The sequence below is a fragment of the Streptomyces sp. NPDC053750 genome, assembly GCF_044544295.1.
In the GTDB taxonomy this organism is placed as follows: domain Bacteria; phylum Actinomycetota; class Actinomycetes; order Streptomycetales; family Streptomycetaceae; genus Streptomyces.
In genome coordinates this window covers 282,585-308,979 of record NZ_JBITXB010000010.1, presented here as the reverse complement: position 1 = coordinate 308,979, position 26,395 = coordinate 282,585, and the positions used below count along the sequence as shown (strand labels likewise).

At 71.7% G+C, this 26,395-nt stretch carries 32 protein-coding genes; 22 read left to right on the top strand and 10 right to left on the bottom strand.

All coding sequences use genetic code 11. The annotated features are described in order from the left end of the window. Positions 1-44: 44 nt before the first annotated feature. From ACIGO6_RS27355 to ACIGO6_RS27295, 13 genes are all read left to right on the top strand, one after another. Positions 45-1,898 carry an FAD-dependent oxidoreductase gene (locus ACIGO6_RS27355; RefSeq protein WP_399880776.1) on the top strand — a complete coding sequence of 618 codons (1,854 nt, stop codon included), beginning with the start codon at positions 45-47 and terminating at the stop codon, positions 1,896-1,898. Further along, the gene (locus ACIGO6_RS27350; protein WP_399880774.1) at positions 1,895-3,742 is read left to right on the top strand and encodes a transketolase; all 1,848 of its coding nucleotides are present in this window, start codon (positions 1,895-1,897) and stop codon (positions 3,740-3,742) included. Before ACIGO6_RS27355 ends, ACIGO6_RS27350 begins: the two co-directional genes overlap by 4 nt. After that, positions 3,739-4,692 (top strand): non-homologous end-joining DNA ligase, encoded by a 954-nt coding sequence (gene ligD, locus ACIGO6_RS27345; protein ID WP_399880771.1) that lies wholly within the window; start codon positions 3,739-3,741, stop codon positions 4,690-4,692. The genes ACIGO6_RS27350 and ligD overlap by 4 nt, the downstream gene beginning before the upstream one ends. 72 nt (positions 4,693-4,764) lie before the next feature. Then, positions 4,765-5,118 carry a gas vesicle protein gene (locus ACIGO6_RS27340; RefSeq protein WP_399880768.1) on the top strand — a complete coding sequence of 118 codons (354 nt, stop codon included), beginning with the start codon at positions 4,765-4,767 and terminating at the stop codon, positions 5,116-5,118. 56 nt (positions 5,119-5,174) lie between these two features. Continuing rightward, positions 5,175-5,612 (top strand): gas vesicle structural protein GvpA, encoded by a 438-nt coding sequence (locus tag ACIGO6_RS27335; RefSeq protein WP_399880766.1) that lies wholly within the window; start codon positions 5,175-5,177, stop codon positions 5,610-5,612. Beyond that, entirely contained in the window at positions 5,609-6,382 is a 774-nt protein-coding gene (locus ACIGO6_RS27330) for a GvpL/GvpF family gas vesicle protein (protein ID WP_399880763.1), read from the top strand. The genes ACIGO6_RS27335 and ACIGO6_RS27330 overlap by 4 nt, the downstream gene beginning before the upstream one ends. Positions 6,383-6,392: 10 nt before the next feature. Next, positions 6,393-6,656: a gas vesicle protein GvpG gene (locus ACIGO6_RS27325; RefSeq protein WP_399880761.1), complete on the top strand. Its 264-nt coding sequence runs from the start codon at positions 6,393-6,395 to the stop codon at positions 6,654-6,656. After that, positions 6,653-7,387 carry a DNA primase gene (locus ACIGO6_RS27320; protein ID WP_399880759.1) on the top strand — a complete coding sequence of 245 codons (735 nt, stop codon included), beginning with the start codon at positions 6,653-6,655 and terminating at the stop codon, positions 7,385-7,387. The genes ACIGO6_RS27325 and ACIGO6_RS27320 overlap by 4 nt, the downstream gene beginning before the upstream one ends. Then, the gene (locus ACIGO6_RS27315) at positions 7,384-8,517 is read left to right on the top strand and encodes an SRPBCC family protein (protein ID WP_399880756.1); all 1,134 of its coding nucleotides are present in this window, start codon (positions 7,384-7,386) and stop codon (positions 8,515-8,517) included. The genes ACIGO6_RS27320 and ACIGO6_RS27315 overlap by 4 nt, the downstream gene beginning before the upstream one ends. Beyond that, positions 8,514-8,840 (top strand): gas vesicle protein, encoded by a 327-nt coding sequence (locus tag ACIGO6_RS27310; RefSeq protein WP_399880753.1) that lies wholly within the window; start codon positions 8,514-8,516, stop codon positions 8,838-8,840. The genes ACIGO6_RS27315 and ACIGO6_RS27310 overlap by 4 nt, the downstream gene beginning before the upstream one ends. Further along, on the top strand, positions 8,837-9,622 hold the full coding sequence (locus tag ACIGO6_RS27305; protein WP_399880751.1) for a GvpL/GvpF family gas vesicle protein: 786 nt from the start codon (positions 8,837-8,839) through the stop codon (positions 9,620-9,622). The genes ACIGO6_RS27310 and ACIGO6_RS27305 overlap by 4 nt, the downstream gene beginning before the upstream one ends. Next, on the top strand, positions 9,619-9,801 hold the full coding sequence (locus ACIGO6_RS27300; RefSeq protein WP_399880748.1) for a gas vesicle protein: 183 nt from the start codon (positions 9,619-9,621) through the stop codon (positions 9,799-9,801). The genes ACIGO6_RS27305 and ACIGO6_RS27300 overlap by 4 nt, the downstream gene beginning before the upstream one ends. Before the next feature lies 1 nt (position 9,802). Next, a complete protein-coding gene (locus ACIGO6_RS27295; RefSeq protein ID WP_399880746.1) occupies positions 9,803-10,093 on the top strand; it encodes a gas vesicle protein K in 291 nt (96 codons plus the stop codon). 47 nt (positions 10,094-10,140) lie between these two features. Here ACIGO6_RS27295 and ACIGO6_RS27290 read toward each other — a convergent pair whose 3' ends face one another. From ACIGO6_RS27290 to ACIGO6_RS27280, 3 genes are all read right to left on the bottom strand, one after another. Continuing rightward, positions 10,141-10,311 (bottom strand): hydrophobic protein, encoded by a 171-nt coding sequence (locus ACIGO6_RS27290; protein WP_399880744.1) that lies wholly within the window; start codon positions 10,309-10,311, stop codon positions 10,141-10,143. A gap of 54 nt (positions 10,312-10,365) precedes the next feature. Then, positions 10,366-11,187, bottom strand: coding sequence for a class I SAM-dependent methyltransferase (locus ACIGO6_RS27285; protein WP_399880741.1), 822 nt, complete (start codon positions 11,185-11,187; stop codon positions 10,366-10,368). A gap of 66 nt (positions 11,188-11,253) precedes the next feature. Next, positions 11,254-12,753: a bifunctional phosphatase PAP2/diacylglycerol kinase family protein gene (locus tag ACIGO6_RS27280; protein WP_399880738.1), complete on the bottom strand. Its 1,500-nt coding sequence runs from the start codon at positions 12,751-12,753 to the stop codon at positions 11,254-11,256. A gap of 124 nt (positions 12,754-12,877) precedes the next feature. Here ACIGO6_RS27280 and ACIGO6_RS27275 point away from each other — a divergent pair, with 124 nt between their 5' ends. Beyond that, complete coding sequence (locus ACIGO6_RS27275; RefSeq protein ID WP_399880735.1) at positions 12,878-14,497, top strand: ATP-binding cassette domain-containing protein; 1,620 nt, start codon at positions 12,878-12,880, stop codon at positions 14,495-14,497. A gap of 28 nt (positions 14,498-14,525) precedes the next feature. Here ACIGO6_RS27275 and ACIGO6_RS27270 read toward each other — a convergent pair whose 3' ends face one another. Continuing rightward, positions 14,526-15,647, bottom strand: a complete 1,122-nt coding sequence (locus ACIGO6_RS27270; protein WP_399880732.1) for a Vms1/Ankzf1 family peptidyl-tRNA hydrolase — start codon at positions 15,645-15,647, stop codon at positions 14,526-14,528. A 62-nt stretch (positions 15,648-15,709) separates the two neighbouring features. On the opposite strand from ACIGO6_RS27270, the gene ACIGO6_RS27265 reads away from it, so the two are divergent. Continuing rightward, complete coding sequence (locus ACIGO6_RS27265; protein ID WP_399880730.1) at positions 15,710-15,988, top strand: DUF6158 family protein; 279 nt, start codon at positions 15,710-15,712, stop codon at positions 15,986-15,988. 64 nt (positions 15,989-16,052) lie between these two features. Here the strand turns inward: ACIGO6_RS27265 and ACIGO6_RS27260 are convergent, their stop codons facing one another. From ACIGO6_RS27260 to ACIGO6_RS27250, 3 genes are all read right to left on the bottom strand, one after another. Further along, on the bottom strand, positions 16,053-16,595 hold the full coding sequence (locus ACIGO6_RS27260) for a type 1 glutamine amidotransferase domain-containing protein (RefSeq protein WP_399880727.1): 543 nt from the start codon (positions 16,593-16,595) through the stop codon (positions 16,053-16,055). 94 nt (positions 16,596-16,689) lie between these two features. Further along, positions 16,690-17,133 (bottom strand): CBS domain-containing protein, encoded by a 444-nt coding sequence (locus ACIGO6_RS27255; protein WP_399880724.1) that lies wholly within the window; start codon positions 17,131-17,133, stop codon positions 16,690-16,692. A gap of 22 nt (positions 17,134-17,155) precedes the next feature. Continuing rightward, a complete protein-coding gene (locus tag ACIGO6_RS27250; protein ID WP_399880722.1) occupies positions 17,156-17,563 on the bottom strand; it encodes a DUF2795 domain-containing protein in 408 nt (135 codons plus the stop codon). Between the two features lie 188 nt (positions 17,564-17,751). Here ACIGO6_RS27250 and ACIGO6_RS27245 point away from each other — a divergent pair, with 188 nt between their 5' ends. From ACIGO6_RS27245 to ACIGO6_RS27230, 4 genes are all read left to right on the top strand, one after another. Continuing rightward, positions 17,752-20,142 (top strand): ATP-binding cassette domain-containing protein, encoded by a 2,391-nt coding sequence (locus ACIGO6_RS27245; RefSeq protein WP_399880719.1) that lies wholly within the window; start codon positions 17,752-17,754, stop codon positions 20,140-20,142. A 76-nt stretch (positions 20,143-20,218) separates the two neighbouring features. Further along, positions 20,219-20,647 carry a helix-turn-helix transcriptional regulator gene (locus tag ACIGO6_RS27240; protein ID WP_399880717.1) on the top strand — a complete coding sequence of 143 codons (429 nt, stop codon included), beginning with the start codon at positions 20,219-20,221 and terminating at the stop codon, positions 20,645-20,647. 5 nt (positions 20,648-20,652) lie between these two features. Continuing rightward, entirely contained in the window at positions 20,653-21,069 is a 417-nt protein-coding gene (locus ACIGO6_RS27235; RefSeq protein WP_399880714.1) for a VOC family protein, read from the top strand. Between the two features lie 305 nt (positions 21,070-21,374). Beyond that, the gene (locus tag ACIGO6_RS27230; protein ID WP_399880712.1) at positions 21,375-22,181 is read left to right on the top strand and encodes an RNA polymerase sigma factor SigF; all 807 of its coding nucleotides are present in this window, start codon (positions 21,375-21,377) and stop codon (positions 22,179-22,181) included. Between the two features lie 51 nt (positions 22,182-22,232). On the opposite strand, the gene ACIGO6_RS27225 is transcribed toward ACIGO6_RS27230, so the two are convergent. Then, positions 22,233-22,616, bottom strand: coding sequence for an ATP-binding protein (locus ACIGO6_RS27225; protein ID WP_399880709.1), 384 nt, complete (start codon positions 22,614-22,616; stop codon positions 22,233-22,235). A gap of 450 nt (positions 22,617-23,066) precedes the next feature. Here ACIGO6_RS27225 and ACIGO6_RS27220 point away from each other — a divergent pair, with 450 nt between their 5' ends. Genes ACIGO6_RS27220 through ACIGO6_RS27210 form a run of 3 tightly spaced genes read left to right on the top strand, consistent with a single transcriptional unit; the run spans position 23,067 to position 25,488 of the window. Further along, the gene (locus ACIGO6_RS27220; protein ID WP_399880706.1) at positions 23,067-23,870 is read left to right on the top strand and encodes an alpha/beta fold hydrolase; all 804 of its coding nucleotides are present in this window, start codon (positions 23,067-23,069) and stop codon (positions 23,868-23,870) included. Beyond that, complete coding sequence (locus tag ACIGO6_RS27215) at positions 23,870-25,159, top strand: PP2C family protein-serine/threonine phosphatase (protein WP_399880704.1); 1,290 nt, start codon at positions 23,870-23,872, stop codon at positions 25,157-25,159. Before ACIGO6_RS27220 ends, ACIGO6_RS27215 begins: the two co-directional genes overlap by 1 nt. Further along, complete coding sequence (locus ACIGO6_RS27210) at positions 25,156-25,488, top strand: STAS domain-containing protein (RefSeq protein ID WP_399880701.1); 333 nt, start codon at positions 25,156-25,158, stop codon at positions 25,486-25,488. Before ACIGO6_RS27215 ends, ACIGO6_RS27210 begins: the two co-directional genes overlap by 4 nt. 42 nt (positions 25,489-25,530) lie before the next feature. On the opposite strand, the gene ACIGO6_RS27205 is transcribed toward ACIGO6_RS27210, so the two are convergent. Both ACIGO6_RS27205 and ACIGO6_RS27200 read right to left on the bottom strand, forming a co-directional pair. Continuing rightward, positions 25,531-25,893: a helix-turn-helix transcriptional regulator gene (locus tag ACIGO6_RS27205; protein WP_399880698.1), complete on the bottom strand. Its 363-nt coding sequence runs from the start codon at positions 25,891-25,893 to the stop codon at positions 25,531-25,533. Positions 25,894-26,037: 144 nt separating this feature from the next. After that, complete coding sequence (locus ACIGO6_RS27200; protein ID WP_399880695.1) at positions 26,038-26,235, bottom strand: hypothetical protein; 198 nt, start codon at positions 26,233-26,235, stop codon at positions 26,038-26,040. Between the last annotated feature and the right edge of the window lie 160 nt (positions 26,236-26,395).

The window sequence follows — 26,395 nt, the reverse complement described above, 5'->3', positions numbered from 1 at the left end:
GACGCGGAAGGCTCACGAGGTACGCGACAGCCCGGAGGCGAACCGTGAGCCGACCCCGCATCGTGATCGTCGGTGCCGGCTTCGCCGGGTACCGGACGGCCCGCACCCTGTCCCGGCTCACCCGGCACCAGGCCGACATCACCCTGCTCAACCCGACCGACTACTTCCTCTATCTGCCCCTGCTGCCGCAGGTCGCCGCCGGCATCCTGGAACCGCGCCGGGTCAGCGTGTCCCTGTCGGGCACGCTGCCGCGCGTCCGGCTGGTGCTGGGAGAGGCCGACGGCGTCGACCTCGACGGGCACACCGTGCACTACACGGACCCGGAGGGCGGCGAGGGCAGCCTGCGCTTCGACCGGCTGGTGCTCGCCGCGGGCAGCGTCAACAAGCTGCTGCCCATCCCCGGCGTCGCCGAGCACGCCCACGGCTTCCGCGGGCTGCCGGAGGCGTTGTACCTGCGTGACCACGTGACGCGGCAGGTGGAGCTGGCCGCCGCGACCGGCGATCGCGCGGAGTGCGCCGCCCGGTGCACCTTCGTCGTGGTGGGCGCCGGTTACACGGGCACCGAGGTCGCCGCGCACGGTCAGATGTACACCGAGGCGCAGGTGCGCAGGCATCCGATGCGGACCGGCATGCGGCCGCGCTGGATGCTGCTGGATGTGGCGCAACGGGTGCTGCCGGAGCTGGACGAACGGCTGTCCCGCACCGCCGAGCGGGTGCTGCGGCAGCGGGGCGTCGACGTGCGCATGGGGACCTCCGTGAAGGAGGCCACGCACGACGGGGTCCTGCTGACCGACGGTACGACCGTGGACACCCGCACGCTGGTGTGGTGCGTGGGCGTACGGCCCGACCCGCTGGTGGAGTCCCTGGGGCTGCCCATGGAACGCGGCCGGCTCCTCGTCGACCCGCACCTCCAGGTGCCGGGGCGGCCCGAGCTGTTCGCGTGCGGTGACGTGGCGGCGGTGCCCGACCTGGACCGGCCCGGCCAGTACACGCCGATGACCGCGCAGCACGCGTGGCGGCACGGCAAGGTCTGCGCCCAGAACGTCGCAGCGTCGCTGGGCCTCGGGGAGCGGCGTGTCTACCGCCACCGGGACATGGGGTTCGTCGTGGACCTGGGGGGCGCCAAGGCCGCCGCCAACCCGCTCGGTGTCCCGCTGTCCGGCCCGGCGGCGGGCGCGGTCACCCGCGGCTACCACCTGGCGGCGATGCCGGGCAACCGCGTACGGGTCGCCGCGGACTGGATCCTCGACGCGGTCCTGCCCCGCCAGGCCGTGCAGCTGGGCCTCGTACGCTCCGGATCCGTCCCCCTGGAGTCGGCGTCGCCGGAGCTGGCGCGGGTGCCGGGTGGAGGGGAGCCCCGCGGGAACCGCGCCGTTGCGCCCCGGACCGCCGCACCGCCCACAGCGACGAACCACACGCCTCGCGAACCCGCGAAGGGGCAGCCCGGTGGTGAGCCGGCGAGGAACCAGCCCGGTGGTGAGCCTGCCAAGAACCAGCCCGGTAGTGAGCCCGCGAAGGGGCAGCCGGCCAGGAACCAGCCGGGTGGTGAGCCTGCGCGAGGCCGGGGCGGTGGTGAGCCCGCCAAGGGGCGGCCCGACGCGCCTCGCACCGGCGGCGTCCCCGCCGAACCCCGCCCCACGGGGGCGCGCGCCAAGCCCTCGTCCGCCGGGGCGCGTGGGAAAGCCTCGGGCGCCAAGCCGTCCGGCAGGGCGGCGAGGCCGGCCGGGGCGGGTGGGAAACCGCGGGCCGGCGGTGCCCCGGCGCCGACCCGGGCCGCCGGTGTGCCGCCCGGTGACCCCGGACCCGAACCCCCCGCGAACCAGCCGCCCCCCGGACCCGACATCGCCCCCGGCCCCGTAAAGCGCTCCGACGGCCGTGCCACGGAAGGAGACTCATGAACACCGGTGAACTCGTCGACCTCGGACAGCAGCTGCGCGTCGACAGCGTACGGACGTCCGCCGCCGCGGGCTCCGGACACCCGACGTCCTCGATGTCCGCCGCGGACCTGATGGCCGTACTCCTGGCCCACCACCTCCGCTACGACTTCGCGCGCCCCGCCCACCCCGGCAACGACCGCTTCGTCCTCTCCAAGGGCCACGCCTCACCCCTCCTCTACTCCGCCTACAAGGCGGCCGGGGCCATCGACGACGAGGAGCTGCTCACCTTCCGCAAGCTGGGCAGCCGCCTGGAGGGACACCCCACGCCGCAGCGGCTGCCGTGGGTCGAGACGGCCACCGGTTCGCTCGGTCAGGGGCTGCCCGTCGGAGTCGGCATCGCGCTGGCCGGCAAGCGACTGGACCACAGCGACTACCGCGTCTGGGTGCTGTGCGGCGACAGCGAGCTGGCCGAGGGCTCGGTGTGGGAGGCCGCGGAGCACGCCGGGTACGAGGGCCTCGACAACCTCACCGTGATCGTCGACGTCAACCGGCTGGGCCAGCGCGGCCCGACCCGGCACGGTCACGACCTCGACGCGTACGGGCGCCGCTTCCGGGCCTTCGACTGGCACACGATCGAGATCGACGGCCATGACGTGGACGCCATCGACCGCGCCTACGGCGAGGCCCTGTCCACCCGGGGCCAGCCCACCGCGATCATCGCCCGCACGCTCAAGGGCAAGGGCGTGGAGGCCGTGGAGAACCGTGAGGGACAGCACGGCAAGCCACTGCCGGACGCCGACGAGGCGATCGCCGAACTGGGCGGCCCGCGCGACCTGACCGTACGGGTGCAGGAGCCGCCGTCCGCGCGGGCGCTGCACTCGGCCGGCACCGGGCAGATCGAGCTGCCCCGCTACGACAAGGGCGACGAGGTCGCCACCCGCAACGCCTTCGGAGAGGCGCTCGCCGCACTCGGCACCGCCCGCGGCGACGTCGTCGCCCTCGACGGCGAGGTCGGTGACTCCACCCGCGCCGAGTTCTTCGCCAAGGAACACCCCGAGCGCTACTTCGAGTGCTACATCGCCGAGCAGCAGATGGTCGCCGCCGCGGTCGGGATGGCGGCGCGCGGCTGGGTGCCGTTCGCCACCACGTTCGCCGCCTTCCTGACCCGCGCCCACGACTTCGTGCGCATGGCCTCGGTCAGCGGCTCCGGGATCAACCTCGTCGGCTCCCACGCGGGCGTCGCCATCGGCCAGGACGGCCCCAGCCAGATGGGCCTGGAGGACCTCGCGATGATGCGGGCGATCCACGGCTCGACGGTGCTGTACCCGTGCGACGCCAACCAGACCGCCCGCCTCGTCGCCGAGATGGCGGGCCTGGAGGGCATCCGCTATCTGCGCACCTCGCGCGGCGGGAGCAAGGTGATCTACGGCCCCGACGAGGAGTTCCCCGTCGGCGGCAGCAAGGTGCTGCGCTCCTCCGACCGCGACCGGCTCACCGTCGTCGCCGCCGGCGTCACCGTGCACGAGGCCCTCGCCGCGGCCGACGCCCTCGGGCAGGACGACATCCGGATCCGGGTGATCGACCTGTACTCGGTCAAGCCCGTCGACCGGGCCACCCTGCGCCAGGCCGCCGAGGACACCGGCTGTCTGCTGACCGTGGAGGACCACCGTCAGGAGGGCGGCATCGGGGACGCGGTCGTCGACGCCTTCTGCGACGGGCGGCCCGTGCCACGCCTGGTCCGGCTCGCCGTCGGGACGATGCCGGGCTCCGCGACCCCGGCCGAGGAACTGCACGCCGCCGGGATCGACGCCGACTCCATCGAGGCGGCCGGACGGATGCTGGTGGAGCAGGCGATCGTCCCGTGAGCGATGACGCCGTGCGCACGGTCCGGACCGGCCGGCACACGGTGGAGATCCACCGGCCGGACAAGGTGCTGTTCCCCGAGGACACCGACGGTGCCCAGGAGCACACGCAGGAGCAGACACCGGAGTACACCAAGGGCGATCTCGTCGACTACTACCGGGCCGTCGCCCCCTTCATGCTGCCCCACCTGCGCGGCCGCCCCCTGATGCTGGAGCGGCATCCGGACGGCGTCGACGGACCGCGGTTCATGCAGAAGAACACCCCGGCGCACTATCCCGACTGGATCAGCCGGGTGGAGGTGGACAAGGAGGGCGGCACCGTCTGCCACACCGTGTGCGACGACACCGCCACTCTCCTCTACCTCGCCGACCAGGCCGCCCTCACCCTGCACCGTTGGCTCTCCCGGGCCGGGCGGGTCGACCGGCCGGACCGGATGGTCTTCGACCTCGACCCGGCCGGCGACGACTTCGGGGCGGTCCGACGGGCCGCGGCACTGCTGGGCGAGCTGCTCGACGAACTGAAGATGCCCTCGGGGCTCATGACCACCGGCTCCCGCGGCCTGCACGTCGTCGTGCCGCTGCCCGGACACCAGCACTTCGACGACGTGCGGGAGTTCGCGCGGGACGTCGCCGACGTCCTGGCCGCGGCCCACCCCGACCGGCTCACCACCGCCGTCCGCAAGAAGGACCGCGGCGACCGGCTCTACCTGGACATCCAGCGCAACGCCTACGCGCAGACCGCGGTCGCCCCCTTCACCGTCCGTGCCCGGCCCGGCGCCCCCGTGGCCACTCCCGTCTCCTGGGACCAGCTGGACGACCCCGCGCTGCACGCCCGCCGCTGGACGATCGCGGACGCCGTCGACCAGGCACGCACCCGGCCCTGGGAGGGGCTCATGAGCCGCGGCCGGTCCCTGGGGCCCGCCCGGCGGCGGCTGAACGCCCTGCGCGGCTGAGCCGCCCGACATGCGGAGGTCCTCCGGAGGTTTGGCGAACACTCTTGCGGCCACACGGAGGGGGAGGTGGCCATGTCGAACACGAACAAGACGTCCGAGTCGCAAGATTCACAACAGAGTTCACAGAAGTCACATGAATCACAGGAGTCGCGTCGGCCCCGGCCGATGGAGGTTCTGCGCGAGGCGCGTGCCCAGCTCGCGGAGCTGACCGGCATGACCGTCGAGTCCGTGTCGTCCTTCGAGCAGACGGAGGAGGGCTGGGCGCTGGAGGTCGAGGTCCTCGAGCTCGAGCGCATCCCCGACACGATGAGCCTGATGGCGAGCTACCAGGTGGAGATCGACACCGACGGGCTGCTCACCGGTTACCGGCGCGTCAGGCGCTACGAGCGGGGCCGGGCCGACGCCCGCGGAGCCGGCGGCCGCTAGGCCGCCCGACCGGACGCACCGCACCCCGTACCCGACTGATGGAGGGAACAACAGGCATGACTGTCGTACCGGCACAACAGACCGGCGGCGGAGGCGGCAGCAGCGGTCTCTACGACGTACTTGAGCTCGTCCTGGACAGGGGGCTCGTCATCGACGCCTTCGTGCGCGTCTCCCTGGTCGGCATCGAGATCCTGAAGATCGACGTACGCGTCGTCGTCGCCAGCGTGGACACGTACCTGCGCTTCGCCGAGGCCTGCAACCGGCTCGACCTGGAGGCCGGGCCGCGCAAGGACCCGGGCCTGCCCGACCTGGTCGGCGAGATGACCGAGTCCGGCGCCCGCGGCAAGTCCAAGGGAGCGCTGTCCGGCGCCGCCGAGACCATCTCCGACGCGTTCAAGCAGGCCCGTGAGGAGAGCGGCTCCGAGCGTGAGACCGCCTCGCGTCCGCGTGCCCGCAGGTCCGCGCCCTCGCGCCGCAAGGAGGAGCAGGAGTGAGCACGTACGTCTACGGCATCACCGCCGTATCGCATCCCTCGCTCCCCGAGGACCTGGGCGGCGTCGGTGACCCGCCGCGCGGGGTGCGGATCCTCAAGGAGGGCGAGCTGGCGGCCGTCGTCAGTGACGCGCCCGAAGATCTGCGCCCCAAGCGCAGGGAGCTGCTCGCCCACCAGACCGTGCTGAGCGAGGTGGGCGCGGCCGGCTGTGTGCTGCCCATGCGGTTCGGCAGTGTCGCCCCGGACGACAAGGCGGTCACCGACGTGCTCGCCGAGCGGGCCGAGCACTACCGGGAACGCCTCGGGGCGCTGGACGGCCGGGTCGAGTACAACATCAAGGCCAACCACGTCGAAGAGGCCGTCCTGCACCACGTCATGGCCCGGAACCCGGAGATCCGCGCCCTGGCCGAGGCCAACCGGCAGTCGGGCGGCGGCAGCTACGAGGACAAGATCCAGCTCGGCGAGATGGTCGCGGCCGCGGTCAAGGGCAAGGAGGCCGAGGACGCCACCGCACTGGAGCGGGCCCTGGAAGGGGCCGCCGAGGCGGTGAGCGTGGGCCCCGAGTCCACCGGCTGGCTGGCCAACGTGTCGTTCCTGGTGAACAGGGAGTCGGCCGAGGAGTTCCTGGCAGCCGTGGACCGGGTGCGGGGCGAGATGCCGCACCTGGAGGTCCGCGTCAACGGGCCGCTACCGCCGTACAGCTTCGTGGAGCCCGGCCCGTCCGAGCCCGCGGGCACCGCGGCCGGCGGCGGGGGCGCCGGAGTGGGATGAGGTGAGCACCGTGGGACTGATCTCCGAGGTCCTGCTGCTGCCGTTGGCTCCTGTGCGCGGCAGCGCCTGGGCCGTCAGACAGCTGCTGAACGAGGCCGAGCGGATCTACTACGACCCCGCGACGGTCCGGGCCGAACTGGCCCGTCTGGAGGAGCAGTTGGGAGCCGGTGAGATCACCGAGGAGGAGTTCGACCTACGGGAGGACGAGCTTTTGGACCGGCTTGAGTTCGCTTCGCGCAACCGCGCGGGATTGGGCAACGGGACGGCACCATGAATCGAGTGGGACTCGGCCTCGCGGTAGGGGCCGGCTATCTGCTGGGACGTACGAGGAAACTGAAGATGGCGGTCGCCGTGGGCACCATGGTGGCCGGCAAGAAGATGAACCTGACCCCGAAGGGCATCGCGGAACTGGTCTCCACCCAGCTGCAGAACAACCCGCAGTTCAAGGAGATCGGGGATCAGCTGCGCACGGACCTGAGGGGAGTGGGCAAGGCCGCCTCGGGCGCCATGGTCGAACGGCAGATCAACGCGCTCGCCGACCGTCTGCACGGGCGCACCGCCGAGGTGCGTGACCAGCTCTCCGGCGTGACCTCCCAGGTGCCGGGCGTCGGATCCGACGACTCCCGCGACTCCCGCGACTCCGAGGACTCCGAGGACTCGGAGGACTCGGAGCCGTACGACGAGTACGACGAGGAGCAGGGGGACGAGGAAGAGAACGGGGAGGAGAACAGGGAAGAGAACGGGGAGGAGCGCGGCGAGGAGCCCGAGGCGCGGCGCGAGCCCCGGCGTGAACGGGCCGCGAAGAAGGCTCCGCCCCCGGCACGGAAGGCGGCCAAGAAGGCGCCCGCGCCCGCGAAGAAGGCCGCCGCCAAGGCCCCCGGCAAGAAGGCGGCGGCGAAGCGGACGCAGCCCGCCAAGAAGGCGGTCGGCAAGAAGACGGCGGGTGCCAGGAGCGCCGCTCGCGGTGCCGGCCCCCGGCAGTCGAAGGGCGGTGGTGAGCGATGAGCGACACCCTCGGTTCCGCGGCCTCCACGGCGGGCAAAGCCGCGAAGCAGAACCCGCTGGCCGACGTGGCCCACAGCGAAGCGGCCGACCGGCTCAAGGCGGAGGTGCAGGACTACCTCGCCGCCCAGGTCACGCGGCTGCTGACCGGCGTCGGCACCAAGCTCGGCGAGACCACCGGCAAGCTCAACGACATCGCGGAGGGCAACAGCCCCGGATTCGCCAAGCTCGCACTCGACGGCGGACGCAAGCTCGCCGAGGGCAAGAGCCCGATGCGGGCCGCGTTCGAGGTCGGCGCCGGCAGAGTGAAGGACAACGTGGTCGGTGCCTTCAAGGGCCTCGTCGGCGGCAAGGGCAAAGGCAAGGGCAAGGGCAAGGGCGGCGGCCAGAAGCCGACCGTCATCATCGAGTACGTCGACGTCGGCGTGCCGCTGCGCACGGCCTACGACCAGTGGACCCGGTACCAGGACTTCAGCACCTTCGCCAAGGGCGTCAAGAGCGCGAACCGTGCCGACGACACCCATTCCGACTGGCAGCTGAAGGTCTTCTGGTCCAACCGCAGCTGGAAGGCGACGACCACCGAGCAGGTGGCCGACGACCGGATCTCCTGGACATCCGAGGGCGCCAAGGGCACGACCAAGGGCGTCGTCAGCTTCCACCAGCTCGCCGACAGCCTCACCCGCGTGATCCTGGTCATCGAGTACTACCCCTCGGGCCTGTTCGAGAAGACCGGCAACATCTGGCGAGCCCAGGGCCGCCGGGCCCGGCTCGACCTGAAGAACTACGTCCGTTTCGTCACCCTCAAGGGCGAGGCGGAGGACGGCTGGCGCGGCGAGATCCGCGACGGCGAGGTCGTCCGCAGCCACGAGGACGCCCTCGCCGAGGAGCAGGAGGAGCAGGAGGAGCAGGAGGAGCACGACGAGGAGAACGGCGAGGAGAACGGCGAGGAACACGACGAGGCGGAGGACGACCACGACGAGGAGCACGACGAGGGCGAGGACGACCACGACGAGGACGAGGGCGAGTACGACGAGGAACCGGAGGGCGACTACGACGACGAGCCCGAGGGTGAATACGAGGCGGACGAGTACGACGACGAGGAAGAGTACGCCGAGCGCGGGAGCCGTCGATGACCACACCCGGCCGACTGCCCGAACCCTACGGCCAGGGACAGAGCGCCAACCTCGCCGACATCCTGGAGCGGGTGCTCGACAAGGGCATCGTGATCGCCGGCGACATCCGGATCAACCTGCTCGACATCGAGCTGCTGACGATCAAGCTGCGGCTCATCGTCGCCTCCGTCGACAAGGCCAAGGAAATGGGCATCGACTGGTGGGAGAGCGACCCCGCGCTCTCCTCGCGCGCCCGGCGCGACGAACTGACGAGGGAGAACGCCGAGTTGCGTGAACGTCTGCGCGAGCTGGACCCGGGCCGTGTACCGAGGGAGGCACCGTGACCGGACTGCGGTACGTCTACGCCGTCTGCCGCCCCTTCGGCGCGGCCCTCCAGACCCAGCTGACGGGGGTGGCGGGCGACCCGCCCCGGCTGCTGGCCCACCACGGCCTGATCGCCGTCGTCAGCCATGTGCCCGAGGCCGACTTCTCCGAGGAGGCGCTGCGCGCCCACCTGGAGGACCTGGACTGGCTGGCCGGCACCGCCCGCGCCCACCAGCAGGTCATCGACGCGCTCACCGCCGTCACCACCCCGCTGCCGCTCCGGCTGGCCACCGTCTTCCGGGACGACAGCGGCGTACGCGTGATGATGGAGGAGCGGGAAGCGGCCTTCCTGCGCACGCTCGACCGGCTGGACGGCCGGGTGGAGTGGGGCGTCAAGGTCTACGTCGAGGCGGCGCCCGAGCGGGCCGCGGAGCCCGCCGGGCCCGCTCCCAAACCGGCGTCGGGCCGGGACTACCTGCGGCAGCGGCGCCGCCAGACCCGGGCCAACGAGGACCTGTGGACGCGGGCCGAGGAGTTCGCGACCCGCCTCCACGAGACGCTGTCCTCCCGGGCCGACGACGCACGGTTGCACGCGCCGCAGAATCCCAGCCTTTCCGGTGCCGCGGGCCGGAACGTTCTCAACGCCGCCTATTTGGTGCGCCGGGACGTTTCCGAGGAATTCGTGGAAATGGTGGACCGCACGAAGGACGACGCCCCCGGAATTCGCGTGGAACTCACCGGACCGTGGGCGGCCTATTCCTTCGCCGGAGAGGCCACCGGAGAAGGGGAGGAGGGGCCGTGACCGTAGTCGAACGCCGTGAGATCGCCCTCGTGGACCTGCTCGACCGGCTGCTGGCCGGCGGCGTCGTCATCACCGGCGACGTCACGTTGCGCATCGCGGACGTCGACCTGGTCCGCATCGACCTCAACGCGCTGATCAGCTCGGTCAACCGCAACGTCTCCTCGCCGTTCGGGCACTGACATGACCGAACCCGAACGGCGCAAGCGCCTCGACCTCGAACCCGACACGGTCGAACGCGACCTGGTCAAGCTGGTGCTGACCGTCGTCGAACTGCTGCGCCAGTTGATGGAGCGCCAGGCGCTGCGCCGGGTCGACGAGGGCGACCTGAGCGAGGAGCAGGAGGAGCGGATCGGGCTGACCCTGATGCTCCTCGACGACCGGATGACCGAACTGCGCGACCGCTACGGCCTGCGGCCCGAGGACCTGAACCTGGACCTCGGGCCGCTGGGACCGCTGCTGCCCCGGGAGTGAGCCTCCCGGGGCAGCAGCCTCATTCGCGGGTTGTCACCGCATGCGGTTCACCACCTGTACCAGCGCCCCCGGCCGCCGCCGGCCGTCGTCCCGCGGGCCAAAAAGCCCAGCAGCCATACGACCAGGACTGCCAAGGCAATCCACCAGAGCACCTTCGCGGCGAATCCGGCGCCGAAAAGAACGATGGCGAGAAGCAGTACGAGCAGAAGCGGAACCATAATGTTGAACCTCCTGTCGTACTGGTTTCCCGGAATTCACCGATCAGGCGTACGTCAGGCTTCCTTTCGGCACAGAATCTCTCCGTGCAGGACGCTGAACCAGCCCTCCGGCCGCTCTCCCCACTCCCGCCACGCCGCCGCCACGGCCCGCAGTTGTTCCGCCGTCGCGTGGCCGCCCTCGGTGGCGCGCTCGGCGTAGGACGAGGCCACGGTGCGGTCGGCCCACAGGCCGCTCCACCACGCGCGCTCCTGCGGTGTCGAGAAGGTCCAGGTGGCGGAGGTCGTCGTGATGTCCGTGAACCCCGCCCGCAGCGCCCACTCCTTCAGCCGGCGTCCGGCGTCCGGCTCGCCGCCGTTGGCGCGGGCCACGCGGTGGTACAGGTCCAGCCAGTCGTCCATGCCCCGGGACGCCGGGTACCAGGTCATGGCGCCGTAGTCCGAGTCGCGGACGGCGATGATCCCGTTCGGCTTCGCGACCCGCTTCATCTCGCGCAGCGCCTGCACGGGGTCGCCCACGTGCTGGAGCACCTGATGGGCGTGGACCACGCAGAACGTGTCGTCCGGGTAGTCCAGCGCGTGGACGTCCGCGACCGTGAAGTCGGTGTGGGCCAGCCCGCGTCCGGCGGCCGTCGCCCGGGCCTGCTCCACGATCTCCGGAGCCCGGTCCACGCCGGTCACGTGCCCGTCCGGGACCAGAGCCGCCAGGTCCGCGGTGATGGTGCCCGGCCCGCAGCCGATGTCCAGGATCCGCATGTGGGGCTTCAGGGAGTCGAGCAGGTAGGCGGCGGAGTTGGCGGCGGTGCGCCAGGTGTGCGAGCGCAGCACGGACTCGTGGTGCCCGTGCGTGTAGACGGCGGTCTCCTGCGGCTTCGGCATGGTGGATCCCCTCTCCCGGCGATGGGATCACCGTACGCCCGCCGACCGGATGATGAGACCGGTGTTTCACATGATGGACGGCGCCAGCGGGCGGTACACCGTGAGCGCCTGGGGCAGCTTCTCCAGCGTCAGATCGCCCCGGGTCTCGGTCAGTTCACCGTCGAACGCCATCAGCGTCCCCGGCGCGACACCGGACAGGCGCAGATGTCGCACCTGCACCGCGGCGTGGGCGGGGGAGCGGGTCAGCGGACCGGCGAGGGCCGCGGAGAGCAGACGCAGGGCCGGCCGGCGACCACCGTGCACCACCCGCACGTCCAACTGCCCGTCCGCCAGGTCCAGCCGACGGCCCGAGGCGATGCCCCTGCGGTGGTACGTGCCGTTGCCCGCGAACAGCATCCACAGCGGGCGCAGACGCCCCCGGACCTCGGCCTCCAGCGGATGCCGGTCGGCGCGCAGCACCCGCACGGCCGCGAGGACCCCGGCCGGCCAGCCGCCGATCCGAGGCGACCAGTGCTCCCGCTCGCGCACCAGCTCGGGGTAGACGCCGAGACTGAAGGTGTTCAGGAAGATGCCGCGCCGACCGCCGGAGGCGAACCGGCCCACGTCCACGCGCACGCCCTCACCGCGCTCCAGCGCCCGGCACAGATCCCGTACGTCCTCCACGCCCAGGTCGTAGGCGAAGTGGTTGAGGGTGCCGCCGGGCAGGACCGCCAGTGGCAGCCCGTGCCGGAGCGCGATCTCGGCGGCGGCGTTCACGGTGCCGTCGCCGCCGCACACGCCGAGCGCCCGGGCACGGCCCGCGGCCTTCTCCAGCTCCGCCCGCAGGTCCTCCGGCTCGCACTCGACGACCTCCGCGTCGGGCAGCGCGTCGCACAGCGCCCGTACCCGGTCCGAGGTGCCCGAGCCGATGTTCGCCACCATGACCAGGCCCTCGCCCCCGGGCAGCGCCGGCACGTCGGCGCGCGGCCGGGCCGGCGGGAGGTGCTGGGCGCGCGTCGGCACCATGCCCCGTACGGCGAACGCGGCCCCCGCCCCGAGGGCCGCGCCGGCCAGCACGTCGCTCGGGAAGTGGACGCCGGTGTAGACCCGCGAGAGGGCGACCGCGGCGGCCACCGGCGCCACCGCCGCGCCCCACGCCGGGGACTCCAGCGCGACCCCGGTCGCGAACGCGGCGGCGGAGGCGGCGTGTCCGGACGGGAAGGACGTCGTGATCGGCTGCCGCTTCAGCTGCCGGACCAGCGGCACCGGGTCCAGCACGGGGCGGGGCCGGCGCACCGAGCGCTTGCCGAGAGTGTTGATCGTCAGCGAGGCCAGACCGAGCGAGGCAAGACCCCGGACCGCGGCGCGACGGGCCCTCGGCGTGCGGGACGCGGCGAGCGCGGCGCCGGCCGCGAACCACAGCACGCCGTGGTTGGCCGCACGGCTCAGACGGGGCAGCAGGGGGTCGGCGCCGGGCCAGGTCCGGGCGGCGACGGTGTCGAACAGGCGCTGGTCCAGCCGCAGGAAACCGTTGCGGAAGGGATGCGGTCCGGGCGTCGGGGTGGTGAGGTCTACGTCGGGGCTCATGGATCCCCACCTACCCTGCGGGCGGCGTTTGCTGCGTGCGGCCTGCCGCACGTGCGGGCGTGCCGTGCGCGACGGGCGAAAAGAGTTTGCCCCGGACGTGGCCGGAGCCGCAGAATCCGGCCCCATGGGTCATCTTGAAGCCGCGCACCTCGAGTACTACCTCCCCGACGGGAGGGCGCTGCTCGGCGACGCCTCCTTCCGGGTGGGCGAGGGGGCCGTCGTGGCCCTGGTCGGACCCAACGGAGCCGGCAAGACGACCCTGCTGCGCCTGCTGTCCGGGGAGCTCAAACCGCACGGCGGCACCGTCACCGTCGGCGGCGGCCTCGGGGTGATGCGCCAGTTCGTGGGCTCCGTCCGGGACGAGACGACCGTGCGCGACCTGCTCGTCTCCGTGGCGCCGCCCCGCATCCGCGAGGCCGCCCGGGCCGTCGACGCCGCCGAACACGCGATCATGACGGTCGACGACGAGGCCGCCCAGATGCGCTACGCGCAGGCCCTCGCCGACTGGGCCGAGGCCCAGGGATACGAGGCCGAGACCCTGTGGGACATCTGCACCACGGCCGCGCTGGGCGTCCCCTACGAGAAGGCCCAGTGGCGGCAGGTGAGCACCTTGTCCGGCGGCGAGCAGAAACGCCTCGTCCTGGAGGCGCTGCTGCGCGGCACCGACGAGGTGCTGCTGCTCGACGAGCCGGACAACTACCTCGACGTCCCCGGCAAGCGCTGGCTGGAGGACCGGCTGAAGGAGACCCGCAAGACGGTCCTCTTCGTCTCCCACGACCGCGAGCTCCTCGCCCGCGCCGCCCAGAAGATCGTCTCCCTGGAGCCCGGCCCCGCGGGTGCCGACGCCTGGGTGCACGGCGGCGGCTTCGCCACCTTCCACGACGCCCGGCGCGAACGCTTCGCCCGCTTCGAGGAACTGCGCCGCCGCTGGGACGAGAAGCACGCACAGCTGAAGAAGCTGGTACTGACCCTGCGCCAGGCGGCCGGGGTGAGCGACGACATGGCGTCCCGCTACCGCGCCGCGCAGACCCGGCTGCGCAAGTTCGAGGAGGCCGGACCCCCGCCCGAGCCGCCGCGCGAGCAGGACATCAAAATGCGCCTGAAGGGCGGCCGCACCGGCGTACGCGCCGTCACCTGCGAGCAGCTGGAACTCACCGGCCTGATGAAACCCTTCGACCTGGAGGTCTTCTACGGCGAACGGGTCGCCGTCCTCGGCTCGAACGGCTCCGGCAAGTCGCACTTCCTGCGGCTGCTCGCCGGCGACGACGTGGCGCACAGCGGGAACTGGAAGCTCGGCGCGCGCGTGGTGCCCGGCCACTTCGCGCAGACCCACGCCCACCCGGAGCTGCTGGGCCGCACCCTCCTGGACATCCTGTGGACCGAACACGCCCAGGACCGGGGCGCCGCCATGTCGAGGCTGCGCCGCTACGAGCTGACCCAGCAGGCCGAGCAGACCTTCGACCGGCTCTCCGGCGGCCAGCAGGCCCGCTTCCAGATCCTCCTGCTGGAACTCCAGGGCGTCACCGCCCTGCTGCTCGACGAACCGACCGACAACCTCGACCTGGAATCGGCCGAAGCCCTCCAGGAGGGCCTGGAGGGCTTCGAGGGCACGGTGCTCGCCGTCACCCACGACCGCTGGTTCGCCCGCTCCTTCGACCGCTACCTCGTCTTCGGCAGCGACGGACGCGTCCGCGAGACGCCGGAGCCGGTCTGGGACGAACGGCGGGTGGAGCGGGCCCGCTGAAGGCGGTCCCGGAGGCGGGCCGCCGTCGTCACTTCCAGCGCAGCAGCGCGCCGAGGCCGCCCACCGGCGCCTTGGCCGCCGCCTCGGACGGCAGGGCCGCGGTCACCGAGATCGCCGGTGCGCCGGTCATCACCGCCGAGCGCAGCAGGGCGTCGTCCGCACGGGCCGACCAGGAGTTCTGCTCGCCGAGCGTCTTCAGCTCCGTACGGCGCACCGCCAGCTGGTCGGCCTCCTCGCCGATCCACACCTCGCGGTGGGTGTCGGGGGCGTCCGGGATGATCAACAGCTCGTCGATCCGGTGCTCCCGGGCGGCCTCGACCAGCGCGGGCACGCCCTCCGCCGCGCCGGCCCGGCCCTCGTCGTCCGGCGTCCGGGCGGCCAGGAACCGGTCCAGGTCCTCCCGCGCGCGCGACCGCACGTGGTCGTCGCGCAGCTGCTCCACCTCGTCGTCCAGCAGCCTGCTGCCGGCGCCGCGCGAGGCCTCGGCGATCCGCTCCTGCAACCGCTTGGGCAGCCGCTCGTGCACGGACCGCCGCTCCCGGTCGTCGCCCACCAGGATCAGCAGATCGGCGCCCGTCTCCTCCTGGCACACGGCGAGCGAGTCCGCGATCTCCGCCGCGTTGTGCTCCCAGGTGTTCTCCACCCGCAGCTGGAAGTGGCGCTCCGACCAGTCGACGCTGCTCGTGCGGTGCAACGGCCACTGCCTGCCGGTCACACCGCCGGCGTCCGAGCTGCCCAGCCCACTGCGCAGTTCGAAGTCGGCGCCCTTGCGGTCGATGTACGCCACCACGCACACCGGATCCTCCCCGGCCAGCTCCAGCAGCGGAGCGACGTGCGGCAGCGGCGCCCAGTCCGCGGTGGTCCCGCCGTACGGGGGCCGGGCCAGCGGCGGATCGAGGACCACCCGCCCGCCGCACGCGAACAGCGCCCGCCCGTGCGGGTCGGTGGCGTGGCGCAGCTCCTCCACCGCCGCCCGCACGGCCCGGCAGGTCGCGTCGTCGGCGCCCTGCTCCGCCAGCTCCCGGGCCACCGCGGCGGCCGTCAGCTCACGCTCGTGGGGGGTGTCCTCCGTGTGCCGGGACAGGTCCACGTACACGGAGGCCCAGGGCCCCTGGTGTTCGTAGAGGGGGTGCAGAAACGCGAGATCCATGGTGGCTCCCTCCCGGGTGCCGCTCGGGGGTGGTAGTGCTGCGGGGCGGGTACCCGGCCCGCATGAACGAACACGACACACGGGACGACACCATGACCGGAGTGGACCCGGGTCGCCTGGACGACCAGCAGCTCATGAAGGAGCTGGAGACCATCCACCGCACGCGCCACGACACCCTGCTGTACGGGTCGAACGACGCGCTGCGGGCCCACAACGAGCGCATGGCGCAGCTCGAGGGGGAGTGGCTGCGCCGCAACCCACGGCGCCCGGTCGCCGCGGGCCGCACCCGCGAGGGCGCCCGGGAACGCGGTTGCGGGAACGCCGCGGCCCCCGGCGCGTGAGCCGAGTGCCCGTCCCGGGCAGGGACGGGCACTCGACCTCGGCAGTGCTCAGTGCTCGGGCGCCTCAGCCGCCCGCCTTGGCGAACTCCGCGAGGAAGGTCTCGCAGAACGCGTCGAGGTCGTCCGGCTTGCGGCTGGTGACGAGGACGTTCTCGCCGTGGTCGCAGACCTTCACCTGCTCGTCCACCCAGGTGGCGCCGGCGTTGCGCAGGTCGGTGGCGAGGCTCGGCCACGAGGTCATGACCCGGTCGCGTACGACGTCCGCCTCGATCAGCGTCCACGAGGCGTGGCAGATGGCGGCCACCGGCCGGCCCTGCTCGAAGAAATCCCTGACGAACGCGACGGCCTTCGCGTCGGTCCGCAGGAAGTCCGGATTGGCCACCCCGCCGGGCAGCACCAGCCCGCCGAACGCGTCGGCCGACGTGTCGCCCACCACCTCGTCCACGGGGAACGTGTCCGCCTTGTCGAGGTGGTGGAAGCCCTGGATCTCACCGGACTGCGTCGACACGAGCACCGGCTCGTGCCCCGCGTCCTCGGCCGCCTGCCACGGTTCGGTCAGCTCGACCTGCTCCACGCCTTCGGGCGCGGCCAGAAATGCGATGCGCATGTGGTCCGTGTTCCTTTCGTGGCGCGTCGGCCGGTGTCGCCGCCCGGCGCGCGTGTCTCGTTCGGCCCCGTTTCAACCGCCGTCCCGGGCGGCCTCAGCCGCTGTCCCGGGCGTCCGGCTCCGCACGGCTGATGTCGGCGAGCGCCGAGCCGGGAGCCCGGGCCTCGGCCAGGTCGCCGAGGCTCACCATTCCGACCGGCAGCCCGTCCTCCACGACCGGCAGGCGGCGCACGGCGTGCTCGCGCATCAGCGCGACCGCGTCCGCCACCGGGTCGTCCGGGGCGACCACCAGCGGGCCCCGGGTGCAGACCGCCCCGACGCTCACCGCCATCGGATCGACGCCCTCCGCCACCGCCCGCACCGTGATGTCCCGATCGGTGAGCAGGCCCACGACGTCCTGCCCGTCCGCGACGACCACATCGCCGATGTTCTGCGTACGCATCAGCTGCGCCGCCTCGACGAGGGAGGAGTCCGGGCGTACGGCGGTCACACCCGGGGTCATGACGTCCTTCACGTACTCGGCCGGCTTCTCGTTCATACGAGCCCGCCCTTCCCGGCGGCTACGCGCCGCGCGGCCCGGCGGATCCGGGCCCGCCGCTCTCGGTCAGGGCCACCGCCAGTTCCTGGACGTTGTCGTAGCGCGCCTTGTTCGGGAGCCGTTCCATCCCTTCGACCAGGGCGTCCGGCGCGTTGCCGCGGCGCAGCGCGCGGGACAGTTCCCGCGGGCTCGCGGGGAAGGTGCCCCGGGTCAGGTTCCGGGCCAGTTCGAGCCGGAGAGCCTCCAGGTACGTCGGTCCGCGTCCGGGGGTCACCGGGCCGTACATGACGTCCGGGTCGTCCTCGGCGGTCGGTTCCGGGTCGTTCCACTCCTCGGTACGGGTGGGGTGCCCGGACCGGAGCAGACCCTGCAGTTCGTGCTTCATCTCGTCGTCGCGGTGGACGCTCATCCGGTCGCTGCCTCGCTGCATGTCTCCCTCCACATCCTCAGGGTGCCGACCGCGTACCCGGACACCGCGGGCCGACACGGATTCCCCCGGACCGGTCCGTTCCGATTTCCGGTCAGTAATCGAGAAGCGCGGGCCACCACGCCCCCTCTAGCGTGTACTGGCCGACGGAGACCGCCCCGCGGCCCCGCCCGACAGACGATGGAGACACGATGAGCAGCGCCAAGAGGACGGACCCGCAGTCGCCCGCACCGCACGTTGCCGACAGCCACGACATGATCCGCGTGCACGGCGCCCGCGAGAACAATCTCAAGAACGTCAGCATCGAGATCCCCAAGCGCCGTCTGACGGTGTTCACCGGTGTCTCCGGATCGGGCAAGAGCTCACTGGTGTTCAACACCATCGCCGCCGAGTCGCAGCGGCTGATCAACGAGACGTACAGCGCCTTCGTGCAGGGCTTCATGCCGAACCTGGCGCGGCCCGAGGTGGACGTCCTCGACGGGCTGACGACGGCGATCATCGTGGACCAGCAGCGGATGGGCGCCGACCCCCGCTCCACCGTCGGCACCGCCACCGACGCCAACGCGATGCTGCGCATCCTCTTCAGCCGGCTCGGCGACCCGCACATCGGCCCGCCCAGCGCCTACTCCTTCAACACCGCCTCCGTCCGCGCCAGCGGCGCGATCACCGTCGAGCGCGGCAACAAGAAGGCGGTGAAGGCGACCTACGAGCGCACCGGCGGCATGTGCACTCACTGCGAGGGCCGCGGCAAGGTCTCCGACATCGACCTCTCCCAGCTCTACGACGACACCAAGTCGCTCGCCGAGGGCGCCTTCACCATCCCCGGCTGGAAGTCGGACAGCCAGTGGACCGTGCAGGTCTACGCCCAGTCCGGCTTCGTCGACCCCGACAAGCCGATCCGCGACTACACCGAGAAGGAGCTGCGCGACTTCCTCTACGGCGAGCCGGTCAAGGTGAAGGTCAACGGCGTCAACCTCACCTACGAAGGCCTCGTCCCGAAGATCCAGAAGTCGTTCCTGTCCAAGGACAAGGAGGCGATGCAGCCGCACATCCGGGCGTTCGTCGAGCGGGCCGTCACCTTCACCACCTGCCCCGAGTGCGAGGGCACCCGGCTCAGCGAGGGCGCGCGGTCGTCGCGGATCGGGAAGGTCAGCATCGCCGACGCCTGTGCGATGGAGATCCGGGACCTCGCCGAATGGGTCCGCACCCTCGACGACCCGTCGGTGGCGCCGCTGCTCACCGCGCTGCGCGACACCCTCGACTCGTTCGTGGAGATCGGCCTCGGCTATCTCTCGCTGGACCGGCCGGCGGGCACGCTGTCGGGCGGCGAGGCGCAGCGCGTCAAGATGATCCGCCACCTTGGCTCCTCGCTCACCGACACCACGTACGTCTTCGACGAGCCCACCGTCGGACTGCACCCCCACGACATCCAGCGGATGAACGACCTGCTGCTGCGCCTGCGGGACAAGGGCAACACGGTCCTCGTCGTCGAGCACAAGCCGGAGACGATCGCGATCGCCGACCACGTCGTCGACCTCGGCCCCGGCGCCGGCACGGCCGGCGGCACCGTCTGCTACGAGGGCACCCTCGAGGGCCTGCGCTCCACCGGCACCGTCACCGGCCGCCACCTCGACGACCGCGCCACGCTCAAGGAGACGGTGCGCAAGCCCACCGGCGCGCTCGAGATCCGCGACGCGACGACCCACAACCTCCAGGGCGTCGACGTCGACGTCCCGCTGGGCGTGCTGTGCGTGGTCACCGGTGTGGCGGGCTCCGGCAAGAGCTCGCTGATCCACGGCTCCGTCCCGCCCGGCGCGGACGTCGTCTCGGTCGACCAGAGCCCCATCAAGGGCTCGCGGCGCAGCAACCCGGCGACGTACACCGGACTGCTCGACCCGATCCGCAAGGCATTCGCCAAGGCCAACGGGGTCAAGCCGGCCCTGTTCAGCGCCAACTCCGAGGGCGCCTGCCCCACCTGCAACGGCGCCGGCGTCATCTACACCGACCTGGCGATGATGGCCGGCGTCGCCACCCCCTGCGAGGACTGCGAGGGCAAGCGGTTCCAGCCCGCGGTGCTGGAGTACCGGCTCGGCGGCCGGGACATCAGCGAGGTGCTCGCGATGTCGGTGGCGCAGGCCGAGGAGTTCTTCGGCGCCGGCGAGGCCCGCACCCCCGCCGCGCACAAGATCCTCGAGCGGCTCACCGACGTCGGCCTCGGCTACCTCACCCTCGGCCAGCCCCTCACCACGCTCTCCGGCGGCGAGCGGCAGCGGCTGAAGCTGGCCACGCACATGGCCGACAAGGGCGGCGTCTACGTCCTCGACGAGCCCACCACCGGCCTGCACCTCGCCGACGTCGAGCAGCTGCTCGGCCTGCTCGACCGGCTGGTCGACGCCGGCAAGTCGGTCATCGTCATCGAGCACCACCAGGCCGTCATGGCGCACGCCGACTGGATCATCGACCTCGGCCCCGGCGCCGGCCACGACGGCGGCCGGGTCGTCTTCGAGGGCACCCCCGCCGACCTCGTCGCCGACCGCTCCACCCTCACCGGCGAGCACCTCGCGGCCTACGTCGGCGCCTGACCGTGAACGGGCCCACAGCGCCGGTACCGGTCGTGGCCGGTGCTGCGGGACCGTGGGCTGTGGGATCGTGGGTGGCGTGACGACGTTGGAGGACCTGGCCCGGCTGCGCCGCGCCCGTGATCTGATGGACCGCGAGTACGCCGAGCCGCTCGACGTACCGGCGCTGGCGCGCGTCGCCCTGATGTCGGCGGGCCACTTCTCCCGCAGCTTCCGCGCCGCGTACGGGGAGACGCCGTACAGCTATCTGATGACGCGCCGGATCGAGCGGGCCAAGGCGCTGCTGCGGCGCGGCGACCTGAGCGTGACGGAGGTCTGCTTCGAGGTCGGCTGTACCTCGCTGGGGTCCTTCAGCGCGCGCTTCACCGAACTGGTCGGCGAGAGCCCCAGCGCGTACCGCGCCCGCGACCACGGCGACGGCGCCGCCGTCCCGGCCTGCGTCGCCAAGATCTACACCCGACCGGTCAGGAACGGAGAAGCCAGGCCCGCGCCGCCGCCCGTAGCGTGAGGCGCATGGACATCAACCTCTCGCAGTGCTTCATCGCCGTCGACGACCACGACAAGGCGCTCGCCTTCTACCGGGACGTACTCGGACTGGAGGTGCGCGGCGACGTCGGGTTCGAGGGGATGCGCTGGGTGACCGTCGGCTCGCCGGCGCAGCCCGGCGTGGACATCGTCCTCGAACCCCCGCTCGCCGACCCGAACGCCTCCGCCGCGGACCGGGAGGCCATCGCCGAGCTGCTGGCCAAGGGCCTGCTGCGCGGCGTCATCTTCACCACCGAGGACGTCGACGCCACCTTCGAGCACATCCGCGCCGCCGGCGCCGAAGTCCTCCAGGAACCGGTCGACCAGCCCTACGGCGTCCGCGACTGCGCCTTCCGCGACCCGGCCGGCAACATGCTGCGCTTCACCCAGCCGCGCCAGCGGTAGCTCCGGCGGCTTCAGGGGCCGCCGGGGACATCGGGGTGTTTGGCGCGCGGGCGCGGGGGCAGGTGCAGATGCAGTGCTTCGGACAGGAGGCACGTCCGTGGGAGCGGCGTGAGGCCGCGACGGACGCGTCCGTCCGGACCGGACCTCCTCCCACGGTGACCGCCCGACCAAGGGCCGTGTCGTCGCACGGTGACGCCCGCCCCGCGCACCGGTGGGCTGTTCGAGTCCCCGGTGCCGCCCGCGCCGACCGGGCCGCCGCCCGGCGCGACGACAGACCCCGCGCTCCGAGGGAGTTGCGACGCACCATGCCGATCCACGCCAGCGTGAAGCACCCGCACGACGACGCTCCGGACACCGCCGACGCCTTCCGTCGGCTGGCCACCCTGCCCGACGGCCCGGAACGCGACGCGGTCCGCGACCGGATCGTCGAGGCCTGGCTGCCCATGGCCGAACGGCTCGCGGGACGGTTCCGCAGCCGCGGCGAGAGCTACGAGGACCTGCGCCAGGTCGCCGCCCTCGGTCTGGTCAAGGCGGTCGACCGCTACGACCCCGACCGCGGCAACGCCTTCGAGAGCTACGCCGTGCCGACCGTCACCGGCGAGATCAAGCGGCACTTCCGGGACCACATGTGGACCCTGCACGTCCCGCGCCGGGTCCAGGAGCTGCGCAACCGCGTCCGCTTCGCCGGTCAGGACCTGTCGCAGACCATCTCGGGCCGCCGGCCCACGGTCGCCGAGCTGGCCGAGCACGCCTCCCTCAGCGAGGAGGACGTCCGGGTGGGCCTGGAGGCCCTGGAGAGCTTCACCGCCCTCTCGCTGGACGCCGAACTGCCCGGCAGCGAGGACGGCTACTCCCTCGGCGACGCCCTCGGCGCGCCCGACCCGGCCCTGGACACCGTCGTCGACCGCGAGGCCGTCAAGGGCCGCCTGGCCGCCCTGCCCGAACGGGAACGCGCCATCCTCTACATGCGGTTCTTCGACGACATGACCCAGAGCCGCATCGCCGAACAGCTCGGCATCTCCCAGATGCACGTCTCCCGGCTGATCAGCCGGTGCTGCGAGCGAGTCCGCGAACAGGTGCTCCGGGACCCGGAGGCCCGTCACCAGTCGTGACAGACCTTCAACTGAAGCAACGTCGAGGACCGTGGCCTGCCGGGCGTACTCCTACGTCTGCTGGCCGTCGGGCTCAGGTGCGGCGGGCGGGTGGAAGCAGGCGACGATGGTTTTGCCGTAGGGGCAGGGGCGCGCTTCCCAGCTGTCGGCAAGGGCATCGACAAGAAGGATGCCCCGCCCGCCGATGCGTTCGGCGCTCGGAGGCCGGGGAGTGGGCAGGCCGCTGGAGGCGTCATGGACAGCGACGTGCAGGCAGCGCGTGTCCCACGTCATCACCAGCTGGGCGTCACTGTGGGCGTGAATATGAGCGTTGGTGACCAGTTCCGAAACGGTCAGGAGTACCGCATCCACCGTCTGCGGAGCGCTGTCCGTCCAGCCGAGTGTCCTCAGGCGCTCGCGGGACCAGTCCCTCGCCGCTTTCACGTCGCTGCTCATCGGAAGGGACCGCGCCCAACCCACCGCCCTGACCGCTGGTTTGTCCACCTGAATACACATCCGTGGTTTGGTCTCGTCCAGTCGCGTCTACCCCCTGATGCGGTATTGACGCCGGGGCACGGTACGGATCGGCCGGGATCCCTGGCGTGAATCGGTCCCTTGGTATGGCGTACACAACAGATGAGCAGGGTTGACCCGGCCGGCGTCCGTGGGTCGGCCGCCTGGTGCCGCGTCGTCTCGCTCACCCGGGTTTGCTTCCATGACGGCCGCCATACGTTCCCCACGCACGCCGACGGCACCTACCCCCACCTCCGCCGCCGATCCGTGCATGGCCCCGGTCCCGTATGTGCTCGCGTATGTCATATCTGTCACATGTGAAGGCGGCGGGTGGGGCGTGGGGTGATTCGGCCCCCTGGGGAAGCTGTCGACGAGAACTGAGAGAGTGGCGTCATGGACATCGAGCGCAGGAACAACGTCACTGTCACCGGTAACCCGCTGGGGCGCACGGTGGTTTTGGCGCACGGGTTCGGCTGTGACCAGAACATGTGGCGGCTGACCCTGCCCGCCCTGGTCGAGGATTATCAGGTGGTCCTGTTCGACTACGTGGGCTCGGGCCGCTCGGATCTGTCCGCGTTCTCGGGGGACCGTTACGCGTCCTTGGACGGTTATGCCCGCGATGTGGTGGAGGTCTGCGAAGCCCTCGACCTGCGCGACGCGGTGTTGGTGGGGCACTCGGTGAGCGCGATGATCGGCGTGCTGGCGGCCGAAACGGCCCCCTCGCGGATCGGTGCCCTGGTCATGGTCGCGCCGTCCCCTCGATACATCGACGACGAGGCCTACCGGGGCGGGTTCAGCGCCGAGGACATCGACGAGCTGCTGGCGTCCTTGGAGTCCAACTACCTGGGCTGGTCGGCGGCGATGGCACCGGTCATCATGGGCAACGCCGATCGGCCCGAACTGGGCGAGGAACTCAAGAACAGCTTCTGTGCCACTGACCCGGACATGGCGCGCGTCTTCGCCCGGACGACGTTCTTGTCGGATTCGCGGGACGACCTGAAGAGGGTGAGCGTGCCGACGCTGGTGCTGGAGTGCACCCAGGACGTCATCGCCCCGCGGGAGGTGGGTGCCTTCGTGCACGGTGCGATCCAAGGCTCGACTCTGGTCACGCTGGACGCCACCGGACACTGCCCGCAGCTGTCCGCGCCGGAGGCCACCAACGAGGCGATCACCGACTTCCTGGCGCGTCTGAAGTGATGTGCCGAACCGGTCAGCAGCCCGACCCCTCCGACCCCGGCAACGGGGAGGAACCGAGTGCGATCTTCGCCTCACTGTTGGAGGACAGTGCCGAGGAACTCTACGAGAGCGCTCCCTGCGGGTACCTGTCCACGCTGATGGACGGCACCATCGCCAAGATCAACACCACGCTGCTGGGCTGGCTGGGCCTGGAGCGGGAGAACGTGGTGGGGAGGATGCGCTTCACCGACCTGCTGACCGTGGGCGGCAAGCTTTACCACGAGACGCATTTCGCGCCCCTGCTGCGGATGCAGGGCGAGGTCGGCGGTATAGCCCTGGAAGTCAAGCAGGCCGGCGGTGGCCGGATACCAGTACTTGTCTCCTCCGTCGTCAAACACGGCAGCACCGGAGAGCCCCTGCTGATTCGGACCACCGTGTTCGACGCCCGGGACCGCCGGGCTTACGAAGAGGAGCTGCTGCGGGCCCGGAAGGCGGCGGAGGACGCGCGCGAACAGGCGGAGGCGGACCGAGCCCGGCTCCAGGACGCCCTGGCCGTTCTCCAGCAGTCACTGCTGCCCGCCACCCTGCCGTCCGTACCGGGGGTGGAGGCGGCGGTGCACTACCGCACCGCTTCTCCCGACCGGCTCGGAGGCGATTTCTACGACCTCTTCCCCAGCGACGGCAGGCGCTTCGCCTTCTTCCTCGGCGACGTGTGCGGAAAAGGGCCCCAGGCCGCGGCGGTCACTTCGCTCACCCGCTACACCCTGCGTGCCGCGGCCCTCCATGACCCGGACCCCGTTGCCGCCCTGACGACCCTCAACAAGGTGCTCAACGAGCGCTACAGAGGCGGCGACCCGCGCTACTGCACGGTCATCTTCGGCCTCCTGGAACCCGACAGCGATTCCGGCGCGGTCACCGTCCACCTGGCCTCGGGCGGGCATCCTTCCGCCCTCGTCCTCCGGGCCGACGGCACGGCTGAGTTCCTGTCCACGCCGGGCGGGCTCCTCGTCGGCGTCCTGCCCTCCGCTCCCTTCGCCACCGCCACGACCGTCCTCGGCCCCGGGGACACTCTCCTGCTGTACACCGACGGCCTGACCGAAGCCCGCACCGGCGAAGACCGCACCAGTCTGTACGGGGACGAGGCCCTGCTCGAATTCGCCGCCGGCCACGCCGGCAAGTCGCCTCAAGCCGTGATCCAGGCCCTGACCGAACTGTTGGACGACTTCGGGGACGGCCTCGACGACGACACGGCCCTGCTCGCCCTCGGCGTCCCGGCCGCCCTCAGCCCCCAGAACAAAGTCATCGAATGAGCCAGCTGGAGATCGTCACCCGAGATGGGGCCACCGGGCCCGTTCTGGAGCTTCACGGCGACCTCGACTACGACACCGCCGACCGACTGCGGGCACTGCTCACCACGCTCGTCCTCCGGCCCGGCAATCGCCTCGTCCTTGACCTGGCCGGCGTGACGTTCTGCGACTCCAGCGGCATCACCGCGCTGATCGTCGCCCGCAACCACGCGCAGGCCGCCCAGGCCGGCATCGCGCTCGCCACGGTGCCCGACCACATCTTGCGCGTGCTGCGCATTGTCGGCCTGGACCAGATCTTTCCCATTTACCCGGACAGCGCCGCCGCCACGTGATCCGACCCCAGGGGTCGTGGACAGCAGCTGCAACAAGTGCTCCTACCGCGCACCGCTCGCGTGGACCGAGCGGAACGAGCGGGTGCCGGACTCCCTGCCGCGATCGGTCTCGTCCTGCACGAGCAGGGAGAGCAGTGAGGCGACGGTCAGGCCTGCTTCGGCCGGGTGGCGCAGGACCTTGTCCGGTTCGATGCGGTAGGTGTTGGTGCGCCCGTCGCGGGTGTGGGAGAGGTATCCGTCCTGCTCGAGGTCGGAGATGATCCGTTGGACGGCGCGCTCGGTGAGCCGGCAGCGGGCGGCGATGTCACGGATCCGGACGTTCGGGTTGTCGGCGATGGCCGCCAGTACACGCGCGTGGTTGGTGACGAACGTCCATCCGGAGTGAGCTTCAGGCACTTCAACCATGCGGGGCATTGTACGGACCACCCTTGCCGGACACTGAAAGCACGACACATTTTTCATGCAATAGATAGATGACTGTCTGTGAGCCTCCCCCCGGTCGGCCGTGGTCCGGGGCGACCGGGGGAAACGAAGCCACCGCGTCAAGTGTCAAGCGGCCCGGGTGTTGCTGCGCCCACCACGGCGCTGCCGCGGACGTCGGGCAAGCCGGACCTCCTCCTCCCCGTGCGGCTCGGCGACTTCGGGCCCGTACGCGGGAGCCTTGAAGAGGTCCTGCCACTGCGGCTTGGCGGGAGCCATCAGGTCATCGGCCCGCTCTGCAGGCCGGCGAATCTGCTCGTGCGACATCCCCTGTTCCTTACTTCTCTTCGCTTCCTATGGCGGCCGCCGCCAAGGGTTGGGCGGCGGCCGGTTGCATCACAGCCCCCTGGCCTCTGTCCCGTCAACGCCGCCGTACACCGGCCGGCCTGCTGGTTCTGGTTGCCGGGGCGGGTCCGCAAGGCGGCTG